Origin of the sequence: Agrobacterium vitis, from assembly GCF_037039395.1 — a bacterium.
GTDB lineage: Bacteria > Pseudomonadota > Alphaproteobacteria > Rhizobiales > Rhizobiaceae > Allorhizobium > Allorhizobium vitis_E.
Map to the genome: position 1 here is coordinate 3,208,384 of NZ_CP146242.1, position 16,107 is coordinate 3,224,490.

A 16,107-nucleotide genomic window follows, 5' to 3' on the forward strand; every position below is an offset into this window, starting at 1 on the left:
TTTTCCAGACGGTTTATCCGTCGCCTTCGGAGAGATGTGAACACTCATGCTCGTCCAGCTTTCGATCCGCGACATCGTCTTGATCGAACGGCTCGACCTTGGCTTTTCGGCCGGTCTGTCTGTGTTGACCGGCGAAACGGGGGCGGGGAAGTCCATTCTACTCGACAGTCTGTCGCTGGCCCTTGGCGGGCGCGGCGATGGCTCCCTTGTGCGCCATGGCGAGGACAAGGGCCAGGTGACGGCGGTATTCGATGTCGCCATGAGCCATCCGGCCCGCCTCATGCTGCGCGAAAACGGCATCGATGACGATGGCGACCTGATTTTCCGCCGGGTGCAATCCGCAGATGGCCGCACCCGCGCCTATGTCAACGACCAGCCGATCAGCGTGCAACTGATGCGCCAGGCCGGGCAATATCTGGTCGAAATCCATGGACAGCATGATGATCGGGCGCTGGTGGATACCGCCGCCCACCGTCTGCTGCTGGACGCCTTTGCCGGACTGACCGAAGAAGCGCAGGCGCTGGGCGACAGCTATCGCCGCTGGCGTGAGGCCGAGCGCGCTTTCAAGATCCACAAGGCCAAGGTCGAGGCTGCTGCCCGCGAGGCAGACTATCTGCGCGCCTCGGTGGAGGAGTTGGAAGGCCTTAGCCCACAGGATGGCGAGGAAGAGGATCTGGCCGAGCGCCGCTCCCGGATGCAGAAATCCGAGCGGATCGCTGGCGATATCGCCGAGGCCAGTGAATTCCTGAATGGCAATGCTTCTCCCGTACCGATGATCGCCTCGCTGATGCGCCGCCTGGAGCGCAAGAGCGGCGAAGCCCCCGGCTTGCTGGAGGACACGGTCAGCCTGTTGGGCACGGCGCTGGATACGTTGTCGAGCGCGCAGATGGAGGTCGAATCGGCGCTGCGCCGCACCGAGTTCGATCCACGCGAGCTGGAGCGGGTCGAAGAACGGCTGTTTGCGCTGCGGGCCGCTGGCCGCAAATATTCGGTCGCTGTGGCCGATCTTCCGGCCCTCGCCGAAAAGATGATCACCGATCTGGCAGATCTCGATGCCGGTGAGGAAAAGCTTGGCACGTTGGAAAAAGCCGTGTCCGAGACCAGGGCTGTCTATTTCGCCAATGCGCAATCCCTATCGGAGAAGCGCCAGAATGCAGCTTCTTCGTTGGCCGAAGCCGTCATGGAAGAACTGCCTGCGCTGAAACTGGAGCGCGCCCGCTTCATGGTCGAGGTCACGGCAGATGCCGACAACGCGACTGCCGACGGTATCGATCTGGTTGAGTTTCATGTGCAGACCAATCCCGGCACACGGCCCGGCCCGATCATGAAAGTGGCCTCTGGTGGCGAGCTGTCGCGGTTTTTGCTGGCGCTGAAAGTGGCGCTGGCCGACCGAGGCTCTGCCCCGACACTTGTGTTTGACGAAATCGATACCGGCGTTGGTGGGGCTGTGGCCGATGCCATTGGCCAGCGGCTGAAACGGCTGTCGGAGCGCGTCCAGGTCCTGTCGGTGACCCATGCGCCACAGGTGGCCGCACGCGCCGCCACGCATCTGCTGATCTCCAAGGGACCGGCCAGCGGCAACGCGGAAAAGATCGCCACGCAAGTTGCGATGATTGGCCCCGACCATCGCCGCGAAGAAATCGCTCGTATGCTGGCAGGCGCTTCGGTGACGGATGAGGCAAGAGCGGCGGCCGCCAAGCTTCTCGCCGGGGACCATTGACGCCGCCGGATTGCCAATGGATCTTGTGATCCTGTCGTCTCGTCGGGCCTAGAGGAGGAACAATTCCTTGAGTCAGGCGTTTGCGCCAATCTTCGTTTCGTCGAATACTGCGCGTTCGCGCGGTTCAATCCCCTCCATACCGGTAAGTGATGCTCGACCTTATCTCTCATTATTGGCCGCATCTTCTTGCTGTGCTTTCCACGGTGATTGGCACGGTGGCCGCCGTGCATGCGGCGATGACCAAGCGTGATGTGCGTTCGGCGATTTCCTGGGTTGGGGTTATCATTCTGTCGCCGATTATCGGCACGCTGATCTATGCAGTCGCCGGAATAAACCGGATAAGGCGCGCTTCCTATATGGCGCGCCGGGCGCTGCGCCGGAGCCAGATGGAAGGCATTCTGGCCCATTACGCCGTGCCGGAAGGCGATGTTAAGGCAAAATTCGGCGGGCGTTTGGAAGCGCTGCGGCATTTGGGCGAGCGTGTCACCCGCCACCCGCTGACATCGGGCAATCGCCTGACACCGCTTGCCAGCGGCGATGAGGCCTATGACGCGATGTGTGCGGCCATCGAGGCGGCGCAGTATAGTATCTTGCTGGAAACCTATATTTTCGACAGGGACAGCGTGGGCCTTCGGATTGCCGATTGCCTGATCGCGGCGAGCAAGCGGGGCGTCGAGGTGCGGGTGCTGATCGATGCGGTCGGCGCGCGCTACAGCGTGCCGAGCATTGTCGGCTATCTCGCCGATGGCGGCATCACGGTCGCTTCCTTCAACGGCAAGGTCATTGTCGGCTTGAGGCTGCCCTATGCCAATCTGCGCACCCACCGGAAAATCCTGGTGGTGGATGGCGCGGTGGGCTTTTTCGGCGGCATGAATATCCGTGAGGCCTTTGCAGGGCCGAATGCAGCCCGCGACACACATTTCCACGTCACCGGACCGGTCGTGGCAGAACTGTTTTCGGTGGCCGCCGACGACTGGCATTTCGAAACTGACGAGGCCCTGAACGGCGAAGCCTGGCAATTGCATCTTGCTGCCGGTGAGGCCGGTGAGACACCTTATGCCCGCGCCGTGGTGTCCGGGCCGGATGCGCATCTGGAGAGCAATCACCGGGTGCTGACCGGGGCGTTTTCTGTCGCCGAGCGCTCCATCCGCATTCTGTCGCCCTATTTCCTGCCGGACAGTATTTTTCTCTCTGGCCTGGCGACGGCGGCCCGGCGCGGGGTGGCGGTGGAAATCATCGTACCTTCGAAAAACAATCTGGCTGTCGTCAGCCATGCGATGAACGCACAATTTGAGCAGATCATTCGGGATGGCTGCCGGATCTTTCGCTCAACAGGGCCGTTCGATCATTCAAAACTGCTTGTGATCGACGATAAATGGGCCTTTGTCGGCTCGTCCAATCTCGATGCCCGGTCGCTGCGACTGAATTTCGAGATTGATCTGGAGGTCTATGACGATGATTTTGCCCGCTTCGTGGCGAGCCGGATGGACGAAAGCCTGGAAGGAGCCGTGGAGGTGACGCTGGAAAGTCTGCATGCGCGTCCTTTCCTGCTGAAACTGATGCAAAGAGTGCTGTGGCTGGGCTCGCTGGCTTTGTAACGCGGGTGGACATCGGCCTTCCGCCTCCTATTTTTTGAGTGAGCATGAAAAAGCAAACCCATTCGCTACGAACGCAAATGTTGACCTCGCTGCGCAATCGCCGCAGCCGTCCCCTGACGTCCACCGCGGGTGGGCGGGAAGCGGAGACGCCCGGGCTTTTGGTGGCCTCCTACAATGTGCACAAATGCGTCGGCGTCGATGGCCGGTTCGACCCGGAACGGATTGCGCATGTTATCCGCGAAATCGGTCCTGACGTGATCGCGCTTCAGGAGGCGGACCAGCGTTTTGGCGAGCGCAACGGGCTTCTCGACCTTTCCCGCTTGCAAGGCGAAACGGGCTTAACCCGCGTCCCGGTCGCTGGCCTCACGAAAAGCCATGGCTGGCGCGGCAATGTACTGCTGTTTCGCGAAGGGGTGGTGCGGGATGTGCATCCCTTCGTGCTGCCGGGCTTGGAGCCGCGCGGCGCCGTGGTGGCGGAAATCGAACTGAGCGGCGGGCGTGAACTCAGGATCATTGCCGCCCATCTTGGCCTGTTGCGCTGGGCGCGCCGCCAGCAGGCGGATTTCATCCTGAAGCTGATGCGCGAGCGGGCCGATTGTCCGACCGTGCTGATGGGGGATTTCAACGAGTGGCGGGTCGGGCCGGGCTCGGCGCTGACCCGGCTGGAGCCGCTGTTTGGCCCGCTGCCACCGCCGGTCCCCAGCTTTCCGGCCCGGCTGCCGGTTCTGGCGCTGGACCGGATCATGACCAACCGCCCGGGCCTGATTGCCGACATGCAGGTGCATGATAGTCCGCTGGCCCGTCTCGCCTCCGACCACTTGCCGCTGAAAGCGTGGATTGATCTGGACAAGGCGGTAGAAGCTGTCGGATGAGAGCTTCTAATCTGGAAATTTTCATTTAAGACCGGACAAAGCCTATATTCAGGAGACAGTCATGGTGGATGCATTGATCCCGGTCGAAGACCTCAGCGAAGAGCAGGCTGGGCAAGAACTGACCCGGCTGGCTGCTGCCATCGCCCATCACGATGCGCTCTATCACGGCAACGACCAGCCGGAAATTTCCGATGCCGAATACGATGCGCTGAAGCGGCGCAACGATGCCATCGAGGCCCGGTTTCCGATGCTGGTGCGCAGCGATAGTCCCTCGCAGCGGGTTGGCGCCGCCCCCGCCGGGATTTTCACGCAGATCACCCACGCAAGGCCGATGCTGTCGCTGGACAACACGTTTTCCGATGAGGATGTGGCGGATTTTGTGGCCTCGGTTTATCGCTTTCTGGGCGTGATGCCGGATAATTCCATTGCCTTTACCGCCGAACCGAAGATCGATGGCCTGTCGATGTCGATCCGCTATGAGAACCGCAAACTCAAGACGGCGGCGACGCGCGGCGATGGCACGACGGGCGAAAATGTCACCGCCAATATCCTGACCATCAAGGAAATCCCGACCGAATTGCCCGCTGATGCCCCTGATGTGGTGGAGGTGCGCGGCGAGGTCTATATGGCGAAAAGCGACTTTCTGGCACTGAACGCCCAGATGGAGGCCGAGGGCCGTCAAACCTATGTCAATCCGCGCAATACGGCTGCCGGGTCGCTGCGCCAGCTCGATCCGAAGGTCACCGCCAGCCGTAAGCTGAAATTCTTCGCCTATGCCTGGGGCGAGATGAGCACCATGCCTGCCGAGACCCAATCGGGCATGGTCGAGGCTTTTAAGCGCTGGGGCTTCCCAGTTAATCCGCTTACTCGTCGTTTGACCTCTGTCGAGGAGATCATCACCCATTACCGTGAGATCGGCCTTCAAAGAGCCGATCTGGATTACGATATCGATGGCGTTGTCTATAAGGTCGACCGGCTGGATTTGCAGGCCCGGCTCGGTTTTCGGTCACGCTCGCCGCGCTGGGCGACAGCCCATAAATTCCCGGCGGAACAGGCCTTTACCAAAGTGGAAGCCATCGACATCCAAGTGGGCCGCACCGGCGCGTTGACGCCGGTGGCGCGGCTGGAGCCGATTACCGTCGGTGGCGTGGTCGTGACCAATGCCACCCTGCATAATGCCGATTATATCGAGGGTATCGGCAATGGCGGCGAGCGTATCCGAGAAGAAGGCCATGACATTCGCATCGGTGATACGGTGATCGTCCAGCGGGCCGGTGACGTTATTCCGCAGGTGCTGGATGTGGTGCTGGAAAAGCGGCCTGAGACCTCAGTGAAATACGATTTTCCGAAAACCTGCCGGATTTGCGGCAGCCATGCGGTGCGCGAAAAGAACGAGAAGACCGGCAAGCTGGATTCCGTGACCCGTTGCACGGGCGGCTTTGTCTGCTCGGCGCAGGCCAAGGAGCACATCAAGCATTTCGTATCCCGCAATGCCTTCGACATTGAAGGGCTGGGTACCAAACAGGTGGATTTCTTCTTCGACAGTGAAGACCCAGCGCTGATGATCCGCACCGCGCCGGATATTTTCACGCTCAAGCAGAGGCAGGAAGCCTCGTCGCTGACTCGCCTTGAAAATATCGACGGTTTTGGCCGGGTCAGCGTGCGCAAACTGTTCGATGCCATCGATGCACGCCGCGAGATTGCCCTAAACCGTTTCATTTTCGCGCTCGGCATCCGCCATGTCGGTGAAACCACTGCCAAGCTGCTGGCCCGCTCCTATGGCTCCTACGCGGCGTTTGCCGAGGCCATGCAGGAGGCCGCCCCGAAATTCGGCGAGGCTTGGAATGAGTTGAACAGCATCGATGGCATCGGCGAAGTGGTCGCCGCCTCCATGGTTGAATTCTTCAAGGAACCCCGCAATCTCGAAGTTGTCTCCCGCTTGTTGAAGGAAGTGACTCCACGGGATGCGGAAGCCGTGACGGCAAGCAATAGCCCCGTGACTGGAAAAACAGTGGTCTTCACCGGTTCACTGGAGCGCTTTACCCGTGATGAGGCCAAGGCCAGGGCCGAAAGCCTCGGCGCCAAGGTGGCCGGATCAGTTTCGAAAAAGACCGATTATCTGGTCGCTGGCCCTGGTGCCGGCTCCAAGCTGGACAAGGCCCGTGAGGTGGGTGTGACTGTCATGACCGAGGATGAGTGGCTGGCGTTGATTGGTGGGTAAAACTGATCCTCCCGGCTATCAGGGATTGGGTATTTACCGTGTTGGAACAGGCCCCAAAATTGCTCGATCAGACTTGTTGCAATGTCCCTTGTCCGGGTGCATGTCTCTCATTGCACACAGAAAATCTGTGCCAGGGTTGCTTCCGCCGAGGGGTATCGGGACGGGGCGCCTTGAGGTTTTGATCTGTTATGCCGACTTGTAACGTCGCTCGACGGTTTTACACGGCATGTTTATCGTGGGGACATTATGCGTTTATTGACAGGTTTGGTGTTTGGCGTGGCCGCTATTGCTATGGCCTCGACTGTTTCTGCGGCTTCCGGCAGCCATCGTTTTCTGTTCGTCAACAAGACCCAGTCGGCAATCGTCCGATTGACCTTCCGTTCTCTGGACGGCAAGGGCGGCAAGGTGGAGGTCTTGAACGGCCACAGTGTTGGCAAGGGCCAGAGCCGCGTTGTCTCCGTCCCTAACGATGGCACCTGCAAATATGGTGTGCTGGGCGAGATGGAGCAGGATTCCGGCTATTACGACCTGATGAGCAAGGCCGATCTTTGCAAACTTGGCCAGTTTGTGCTCAGCGCCAACTGAGTTGAGGAGCCATCTATCTCCTTGATAGTAGCCAAATCCGGATGCAAAGCCGGTTTCTGCTCTGCCAGGACACAGGGTCTGTCTGGTTCAAATTGAACCGGGCAGACTCTACCACTGCCGGGGCCTAACAAATTTCTGCTCCAGCACTTCGCTTCCCCACTGATTGCCGGTGCGTTCCTCGACGCAAACAAAACCGTGGCTTTCATACAGATGCCGCGCCGTCGTCAGCCCGCTGAACGTCCAAAGATGCGTTTCTTCAAAACCTTTCTCATCCGCATAAGCGAGGGCAGCGGAGAGCAATTGACCCCCGATGCCTCCGCCGCGCATGCCGTCATCGATGATGAACCATCGCAGATGGGCTGTTTTGGCTCCCAGGTCCTCGCCATCGATTGCGATGGAGCCGACGATTTCACCCGCTTGCATGGCCAGCCAGATGGAATTTTTCGAATTCCCCAGGCGATTGCAAAAATCAGCGAGGCCAGTGGCGACAACGCATTCGAAATTGAGCCCGAAGCCTGCCATTCGCGCATAGTAGAGCGCATGCATCTGCGTGATGCGGGCAATGAGACCCGGTCTGTAGCCTTGGACAATTTCAATTTCGGGTGCGGTCGCGTCGCCCCGATTGGCAAGAGCCTGAACATACAGGCGAAGCCCGTCAAGAACTCTGCGATTGTCGTTGGGTCTCAATCGGTCCAGAGCATTTGAAACCTGATGACGCGCAAACGCATGAATGGTTTCGGTTCGTTTCAGCCCGCTCTCGCTCAAGCGCAGCCGCTTGATTCGAGAATCGTCCTTATCCACCTCTTCCAACAGATCGCCCGATGAAATGAGCCTGCGGAGCATTCGGCTGACGCTTGATTTCTCAAGGCGAAGACTATGCCCAAGGTCGCGGGCGGTGATATCAGGACACGCATCAATCTCTATCAAGGCATGCACGGCTGACGGAGGAAGATCAGTTCCAGCAAAATCTCCTCCCATAAAGCCGAGTTCACGAACCAGTTGGCGCGATGAGGCGCGAATAGCTTCGACGTATGAATGGTCTTGCATCATACCAGTTCCATGTTAGTTGCATGGTGCAACTTTATTGGCATGTGCTGTTTGCCGCAAGCATTTTTGCTTTGGAAATTTTAATTCCGGAATAGACGATTGCCCTTAAATTTTGTCGCCTTATCTCGATTGCGACATTATTGTAAAATTTCTGAACTTAGATATGGGGCCGGTTGGAGCGACGCGCAGGGCCATGCAACGCTTTTTAATGGAACAGTTTGCAATGATGCACCGGTTGCTTCTTATAGGCTTGGCCAGTCTTTGTATTAATTCCGAGGTCGCGATGGCCAAGGATTTGGGTGTTGGTAACGGGTCCCAAGCGGCTGGTCGCACCTATCTTCAGAATTACAAGGACATGGTTTTGGCCACCTGCATTTCCAATGCCTATAAAGAGGATAAGGGCGCATCGGCCGACGCGGGGAGCAGTGTGAGCGCGCTGAGGGACTGGACATATTACGATATGGACAAAAGCCCTGATGACATGAAGGCTTTGATCGAAAAATTCCTGACCAAAAATTACAGCAACCCACTCGCTGAATCGGAAGTCAAAGGTGTGAAATTCGATTTCTTGAAGTGCCTCGATCTGTATCACAGCAAGGAATTGACCGATCAGGCGAAAAAATATGTTGCGAAGCCCAACCATACTTATCGGCAGGATAATCAATCAAAAGGTGATTGAGCGAATGAAAGGCCGCCGGGAACATGGTCCCGGCGGCCATCGTTTTATTGGAAGCAGGCGCAGTCGCTGTATTTGGCCGGGTCCATGGTCCGGGCGATGGCGTTGACGGCGCAATAGGCTGAGGTGACGGAGCCTTCCTGCCAGCCGGGCAGGTAGCTCCAGGTATCGCCCGCGCAAAAGAAGCGGCCGTTCTTCTCGAAGGTGGTGATCTGCTGATAGGCTTCGTTGTCTGTCGTTGCCGTATCCGAAGCCCAGCCGCCGACCTGATGTGGCATATATTGCCAGGCAATGGAGATGCCGCGATAGACCTGGTCGGTCTTTCCCGGATGCAGCAGGCCAAGCCCCTTGCGGGCTGTTTCAACGCGCTGGGTATTGTTCAGCTTTGCGTAGTCTACCGCCAGCGGTCCACGGTTATAGGCGCCGGTCAGCACGCCGGTATGGGCGGTGAAATCCTCGGAAGGGTACCAGATCTGGCCGATAATATCCGTTGTCCAGGAAATACCACCATAGATTTCACTGTCGGTTTCCCAGAAACGATCTTTGCCCTGCCAACCGACCTTGATGGCGGGCGTCCAGAGATTGGGGGTCTTATCATTCCAGTTGCCGGTCTTGGAAAAGGCTTCGAGGCCTTTGCGAAAGTCGGGCGGGACCGGATAATCGCCAATGATGGTGTTGAGCAGCGAGGGCGCCATGGTGGAAATGCAGAAATCGAACTGGGCCTGTTCGGCTTTCCGGCCAGCCGTTTCAAAGGTCACGACCACTTTTTCACCAGCGGAGGCGATCTTCGACGCTTTGGTCTTGAGCATCACCAGATGGCCGACTTTGGGGTGGCGAGGTTTGCTGCCCTTTTTCCATACGGCCGTGGTCGGAACATCCTGAAGCAGCAATTGTTGCCAGATCCGGTCCATGCCGCCAACCGGCTGCATCAAACTTGGCTGCCAGTCCGTGTTGAAACTGTTGAACAGGAAGGAGCCGGGCGTCAATTCCGGATTGGCCGTGGGATCGCCAACGAAGCCCGAATCGAGGATTTTTTCGAGCCCGATGGCGTCCCGCGTCTTTGGCGCATCGCGCCAGCCGCCGGGCAGATGGCTGAAGCCGACGCGGGTCGTTGTCTGGATCTCGCCGGTGCCTGTCAGGTCGCCGAAAACACGGTAGAGATCCTTGAGCTTTTCGCGGGTCACGGCATTGGTATCGCCCTGCAAAAGCACGCCTTCTTTCGTCACCTTGTACATCATCGCCGCCATTTCACTATAGAGGCTGAATGTGGCCTGGGCGAAGGATACCGGCACGCCGTTGTTGAAATCCTTGCTTTGCATCAGGTTGGACATCGACTGGAAGAAGTAAGGCTCCAGCGACACCCCAATTTCCTGGCATAGAGCGATCAGATTGACATGGTTGGAGGGAATGCGGCCCGGACCCGCATTCAGGTAGAGCTCGACAGGCTTGCCCGCATATTTCTTCGCGGCCCAGGCATCGTCCATGAACTGGCAAATTTGCAGGTCAGGTGCCGGACTGTCTGCTGTCTCCTGATAGCGGTCCACATACATCTCGGAAAACTCCTGGGTGCCGGGATAGTTCTTGAACCACCAGCTCTTGTAGTGCTCGTTCGTCGGCCGAACGGTCAGGCTGCGGCCGCCATAGCGGTTGTCGGCCTCGAAGACCTGAACGGAAAAGCCGCTTCGGGCCAGCGTCAAGGCAGCCGTTAACCCGGCAACGCCCGCGCCGAGGATGGCGACGCTTTTGCCTTTGCCGAAACCGGTCGGCAGATTGGGCTTGCTGGTCCGGTAGGCCGCCTGGGCGTTACTGAAACCGGTGACGAGAGACGGAGCCGCAAAAGAACCGGCCAGTGCTGTCATGCCGCGCAGCAACGTGCGGCGGGAAATCGAGTAAGACATCGCAATCCTGTCATTGAAGAGAGGTTGGCGAGCGGCCGGGAACGTCATGATTCAAGGTCGGCTCGATCGGAAAAAGAGCCCCTTCCTTCATGGAAAGGAGAATGAGATTTTCTGAGAAATTTCGAGGGTTCTCCTGCGCTCTGCGTCAAGCAAGCAGCACAAGATTGCAACCTCCGGCGGTAATCATGAGGTGTCTGAAATTCCCCGTCAACTCTTGATGGACGGAAAGGATGGACTATTTTTGGTTGTAATATCTTATCTCGCACTTGTGTGCGGTTCTCGAAAAACCAGCCGTCAACGCAGCAGCCCGGAAATCATGTCTGATTTCCGGGCTGCTGACCTATCAAAATGGCTGGTACTCATCAGCCTTTCGGCTTGAAGCTTTTCTTGGCGCCGCCAGCCGGGCCTTCGAACTTGCCCTTTGGCTTCCCTGCATAAGCGGGCTTGTCGCCCTTGCCTGCATAAGCGGGCTTCTCGCCCTTGCCTGCATAGGCAGGCTTGTCGCTCTTGCCCGCATAAGCTGGTTTGTCACCTCTAGGCTTGCCCGCCCAATCGGCCTTGGGCTTGTCCCAGCTGCGGGTGTCGCCAGCGGCATTGGATTTTTTCTTGAAGGAAGACGCAGGCTTGGGGTTGCCCCAGACATCGTCATCGGCCTTGGCCAGATCGTCCTTGTAGGGGCGGCGCTCGGTGGCTTCGGCCTTGGCGGCATAGGGCTTCTTGTCGCCTTGGGCGGCGCGCGGCTTGCGTTCGGCAAAGTCGCTGTCATCGCGTGGCGGACGGGCAGCACGTTCCTTCGGCGGGGCAGAGAAATCAGGCATGCCGGGCAATTGCTTGACGATAATGCCGCGTTCCAGCGTCTTGTTGGGGCCAAGAGCCGTCAGGAACTGGTCGAGATTGGCCTGGGCAATTTCCACGAAGGTCTCTTCCGGCTGCATCTTGATCGCGCCGATTTCGTTCTTGGTGATATTGCCGTTGCGGCATAGCATCGGGATCAGCCAGCGCGGCTCGGCGCTCTGGCGGCGACCGACCGACAGCGAGAACCAGACGCTGGGGCCAAACTCGCTGCGTGGGCGCGGCGGGGTGTTGGGCTCATAGGTGTCATTCTCGCGGCGGGGACGCTCCGCCTGGATCTTGACCTCCATCAGGTCTTCCGGAGCGGACCGGGTGCTGCGGTAGGCGCGCAGATAGGCGGCAGCGATCTTGTCGGCACCGTGGGCTTCCAGCAACCGGGCGATGGTGGTGGATTCTTCCTCGCTGATCGCCTCGCTGAACACCGGATCGGCCAGCAGGCGCTCATCGTCACGGGCAATCACTTCATCGGCGGAGGGCGGCTTGACCCAGGCGGGCTGTACATTGGCGCCGCCCAGAATACGTTCAGCCTTGCGGCGCTGACTCATCGGCACGATCAGCGCCGAGACGCCCTTGTTACCGGCGCGGCCTGTGCGGCCCGAGCGGTGCAGCAAGGTTTCGGAATTGGTTGGTAGATCGGCATGGATGACAAGCTCCAGACCGGGCAGGTCGATGCCGCGGGCCGCAACGTCGGTGGCGACGCACACACGGGCGCGGCCATCGCGCATGGCTTGCAGCGCATGGGTGCGCTCGCTCTGCGAAAGCTCGCCAGACAGGGCCACGACGGAAAAGCCGCGATTGTGCAGGCGGGCCGTCAGATGGTTGACATTGGCGCGCGTGGAACAGAACACGATGGCGTTGCGGGCTTCATAAAAGCGCAGCGCGTTGATGATCGCGTTTTCCTTGTCGGCAGGCACGGTCAGCATGGCGCGGTATTCAATATCGATATGCTGTTTCTGTTCGGAAACAGTCTCGATACGCTTGGCATCGCGCTGATAGCTGCGGGCCAGATCGGCGATGGAGCGCGGCACGGTGGCCGAGAACATCAGGGTGCGGCGCTCGTCCGGCGATTCCTTCAGGATGAATTCCAGATCCTCGCGGAAGCCGAGATCGAGCATTTCATCGGCCTCGTCCATCACCACGGCGCGCAGGCCGGAGAGGTCGAGGGCGCGGCGGGTAATGTGGTCGCGCAAGCGGCCCGGCGTGCCGACGATGATATGCGCGCCACGTTCCAGCGCCCGGCGCTCATTGCGGATGTCCATGCCGCCAACACAGGTAGCGAAAATCGCGCCAGTGTTTTCATAGAGCCATTCCAGCTCGCGCTGCACCTGCAAGGCCAGCTCGCGGGTTGGCGCAATGCAAAGCGCCAAAGGCTTGACGGCCCGACCGAAACGGTTCTCGCTACCCAGCAGGGTTGGGGCCAGCGCCAGGCCGAAAGCCACCGTCTTGCCGGAGCCGGTCTGAGCCGAAACCAGCGCATCCCGGCCTTCGAGATCGGTATCGATCATCGCCTGCTGAACGGGGGTGAGGGTGGCATAACCACGTTTGCGCAAGGCCTCGGCAATCGCCGGGACGATGCCGTCATAATCAGTCATGGGGGTCATCTCTCGAAATGTCTGTCTTCAGGTCGCGCAAAAAGCACGACGCCCGCCGATTGCGGGCATGTTTGGGCTGTTCCTACCCTCCAAACCACGGAAAGTACAGGGGGACGGTGGAAAAAGGGGTGAAATGGTGAAGAGGGGCAGATCATGCCCCCATCATCCGCCGTTTCAAACGCGCACCCGGGCCATCGCATAGGCATCGACAAAGACGCCTGCGCGGAAAGCAAAAGCGCGGTGGGGTGCCTTCACGGATAAAGCCGAGGCGCTCATAAAGAGCGATGGCGGCGGCATTGTCGGTAAAGACCGTCAGTTCCAGGCGACGAATGTCCATCCAGTCCTCGGCAATCGCCACCAGCTCGCCCACCAGCGCCCGGCCAATTCCACGCCCCTGATAGGCATCGTGAACGCCGATGCCGAGACTGGCTGTGTGGCTGCGGCGACCTTGGCCCTGCATGAAACCGGCATTGCCAACCACGATACCATCCATAACAGCGACTAGCGATACGCCGTTTGACTGGCGGTTTTCGATATATTTGCGGACATCCTGTTCTACTGGGTAGGGTAGGCGCAGCGTATCGGCGCGCACACCGGGCAGGCTTTGCAGGGCGGCAATGCCGACGGCATCATCAGGGGATTGGGCGCGAATGAGTAATCCATCCGGCCAGCTTGCATTTTTGGCCACAGGGGCATTTGCTGTCACAAGGGCGTTTGCGGCAAAAGAAGCATTTGCAGCAACGGGCGAGGCGGGTGGCGCAAGAGAGGCATTGTCCGGCACGGCTGATCTCCAGGTGAGGCGAGGGAGCAGCGGCGCTTTCAAAACCCTGCTCTACTCGGCAGGGTTTGTGGGATGATCGCTTTTACATCGTAACGATGTGACGACGGCCCCACGTTCCCTGCGGAACGGTGGTGTGGACGGTCATCAGATGGGTCGAGCGATTTGCGATCATGCCATGGATTGTCCCGCACGACATGACGCATGTCAAGACATCCGGAGGCATCGATACGAAAAGACGTTTTTCTCTTCGATCTACAATTTAAACGACACATTTATTAGCAATATTTAAATAGCTCTTCTCGAAAATTGACGGGTATATTAGCGTTCGCATCCGCTCAATCATCCAGATTGCACAGACGGCAAATGTCCTCGCTTGGCTATTGATGGAGTAAGACAGCATGGCACGATTGAGCCTTTCCCGCAGCCTTGCGCTTTTCGGAGCCAGCCTGTTTCTCGGGCTTTTACTGTCCAGTGGCATTATGTTTTATGCCTTGGTGACACTTAAAGTGAATGGGCCGGTCTATGAGCGGATTGTGTATGCCAAGGACATGATCGCCGATATCCTGCCGCCGCCGCTTTTCGTCATCGAGGCCTATGTGGCGGCAGTGGATGCGGGCGCCGAGCCGCAAAGGCTTCAGGCCAACGCCGAGGAACTGGCGCGGCTGCGGGTAAGCTTTGACACGCGTATTGCGTTCTGGCACGGCGTGACGCTGCCGAAGGAACTGGACAATCTGCTGCGCAATGAGGTGGAACCCGCGAGCGCCATCTTTTGGCGGGAAGTGGAAACCGTTCTGCTCCCGGCCTTGAAAGCGGATCGCGCTGCCGATGCCGGGCAAAGTCTGGTCAAGCTGCGCACGCTCTTTCTGGCGCAGAAGGCTGCGGTAGAAAAGCTGGTGCAGGCCTCCAATGAAGATCTGCAGACCGTGGAACGCGAGGCAGCGTCTAAATCCATGACCTGGCAGGTGCTTGCCGGCACGGCGACGGCGGTTTCCATCCTCGTTCTCTGCGTCGGTCTCTATGCTTTCCGCCGCTCCGCCATCGGGCCGATGCAGGACTTCCAGCGGTTCATGACGGTGCTTGCGGAGGGGAATTTCGATCTGACTGTACCGTTCCTGAACCGGCATGACGAAGTCGGAAAAATGGCGAGAGCCGGTGCCGTGCTGCGCGAAGCCGCTATCGAGCGGCGGCGGATGCGCGAAGCCGAACGGATGCGCGCCGAAGCCGACCTGCAACAGGGGACGGAGCGATTGGCAGAGCAGGCTGTGCAGGCCAAGGCGCTCAAGCAGGTCGTAGACGATCTCGGCGCGGCGTTGGAGCGGCTGGCGCAATTCGATCTGCGCATGACGCTCGATCATTCCTTTGCCGATGATTTCGAACCGCTCCGGCTCAATCTCAACAAGTCTCTCGGACTGTTCCAGGCGACCGTCGCGGATATCCTGGGCAAGGTGGAATATGTGAAAGCCAACTCCGCTGATCTCTACAACCAGGTATCCTCGATTGCCGAGAGAACCGAAAGCCAGTCTGTGGCCCTGAAGCAAGCCGCTGCGGCGATCAGCCAGATCAGCGGCAATGTGGATGTCAATTCGTCGCGGAGTGCCGAAACCAAAGGCCAGACGATTGAGGTGCGTGGTGCCGTGGAACGTTCGGCCACCGTGGTGCAGCAGGCGGTGGCGGCTATGTCTCGGATCGAGGATGCCTCAGGCAAGATTGCTTCAATCACCGGCGTTATCGATGAAATTGCCTTCCAGACCAATCTGCTGGCATTGAATGCCGGCGTGGAGGCAGCCCGGGCCGGAGAAGCGGGCAAGGGCTTTGCCGTCGTGGCGCAAGAGGTCCGCGATCTGGCGCAGCGCTCTGCCAATGCTGCCAAGGAAATTGACGCCTTGATATCGACCTCCAGCGCGGAGGTTACGCAGGGTGTTGAACTGGTTCGGCGGACCGGGCAATCCTTAAGCGAAATCCAGAACCGGATCACGGGGATCGCCGTCGGCATTGAGGCGATAGCCGATAGTTCCGCATCACAATCCGCCAGCCTCAAGGACATGACCGACATGGTCCGGCAAATGGATCAGATGACCCATGAAAATGCAGATCTGGCCAATGCCTGTAGCGGCACAGCCCACACGATGAGCGACAGTGCCGAAGGTTTGAAAAAGCTCGTCGACCGCTTTCTTCTGGCTGACAGGCAAGGTGGGGTCACGACGGGGCGGCGTGATCGGGCGGCATGATAGGCGGTCCGCTCGCTTGGTTGTCCCATCCTTGTCT

General features: G+C 59.0%; 10 protein-coding genes and 1 pseudogene. 7 read left to right on the forward strand and 4 right to left on the reverse strand.

The genetic code is table 11. The features are described from left to right. Window positions 1–46: 46 nt before the first annotated feature. From recN to V6582_RS17355, 5 genes are all read left to right on the forward strand, one after another. On the forward strand, window positions 47–1,720 hold the full coding sequence (gene recN / locus V6582_RS17335; RefSeq protein WP_156632589.1) for a DNA repair protein RecN: 1,674 nt from the start codon (window positions 47–49) through the stop codon (window positions 1,718–1,720). Window positions 1,721–1,869: 149 nt separating this feature from the next. Beyond that, window positions 1,870–3,318, forward strand: coding sequence for a phospholipase D-like domain-containing protein (locus V6582_RS17340; protein WP_156632588.1), 1,449 nt, complete (start codon window positions 1,870–1,872; stop codon window positions 3,316–3,318). A 44-nt stretch (window positions 3,319–3,362) separates the two neighbouring features. Beyond that, window positions 3,363–4,190 (forward strand): endonuclease/exonuclease/phosphatase family protein, encoded by an 828-nt coding sequence (locus V6582_RS17345; protein WP_349508893.1) that lies wholly within the window; start codon window positions 3,363–3,365, stop codon window positions 4,188–4,190. 61 nt (window positions 4,191–4,251) lie between these two features. After that, window positions 4,252–6,411, forward strand: coding sequence for an NAD-dependent DNA ligase LigA (ligA, locus tag V6582_RS17350; protein WP_156632586.1), 2,160 nt, complete (start codon window positions 4,252–4,254; stop codon window positions 6,409–6,411). A gap of 246 nt (window positions 6,412–6,657) precedes the next feature. Then, complete coding sequence (locus V6582_RS17355; protein WP_156632585.1) at window positions 6,658–6,996, forward strand: hypothetical protein; 339 nt, start codon at window positions 6,658–6,660, stop codon at window positions 6,994–6,996. 108 nt (window positions 6,997–7,104) lie between these two features. Here V6582_RS17355 and V6582_RS17360 read toward each other — a convergent pair whose 3' ends face one another. Then, on the reverse strand, window positions 7,105–8,046 hold the full coding sequence (locus V6582_RS17360) for a bifunctional helix-turn-helix transcriptional regulator/GNAT family N-acetyltransferase (protein WP_156632584.1): 942 nt from the start codon (window positions 8,044–8,046) through the stop codon (window positions 7,105–7,107). Window positions 8,047–8,206: 160 nt separating this feature from the next. Between V6582_RS17360 and V6582_RS17365 the strand changes: the two genes are divergently transcribed. Next, on the forward strand, window positions 8,207–8,722 hold the full coding sequence (locus V6582_RS17365; protein ID WP_197434413.1) for a type VI secretion system amidase immunity protein Tai4: 516 nt from the start codon (window positions 8,207–8,209) through the stop codon (window positions 8,720–8,722). Between the two features lie 44 nt (window positions 8,723–8,766). On the opposite strand, the gene V6582_RS17370 is transcribed toward V6582_RS17365, so the two are convergent. The 3 genes and pseudogenes from V6582_RS17370 to V6582_RS17380 form a co-directional block, all read right to left on the reverse strand. After that, window positions 8,767–10,617, reverse strand: a complete 1,851-nt coding sequence (locus V6582_RS17370) for a flavin monoamine oxidase family protein (protein ID WP_156632583.1) — start codon at window positions 10,615–10,617, stop codon at window positions 8,767–8,769. A gap of 362 nt (window positions 10,618–10,979) precedes the next feature. Beyond that, complete coding sequence (locus tag V6582_RS17375) at window positions 10,980–13,061, reverse strand: DEAD/DEAH box helicase (protein ID WP_156632582.1); 2,082 nt, start codon at window positions 13,059–13,061, stop codon at window positions 10,980–10,982. Window positions 13,062–13,235: 174 nt separating this feature from the next. After that, window positions 13,236–13,767 (reverse strand): annotated as a pseudogene (locus V6582_RS17380) (GNAT family N-acetyltransferase). Between the two features lie 473 nt (window positions 13,768–14,240). Here V6582_RS17380 and V6582_RS17385 point away from each other — a divergent pair. Next, window positions 14,241–16,070 (forward strand): methyl-accepting chemotaxis protein, encoded by a 1,830-nt coding sequence (locus V6582_RS17385; protein WP_156632581.1) that lies wholly within the window; start codon window positions 14,241–14,243, stop codon window positions 16,068–16,070. The last annotated feature ends 37 nt before the right edge of the window (window positions 16,071–16,107 follow it).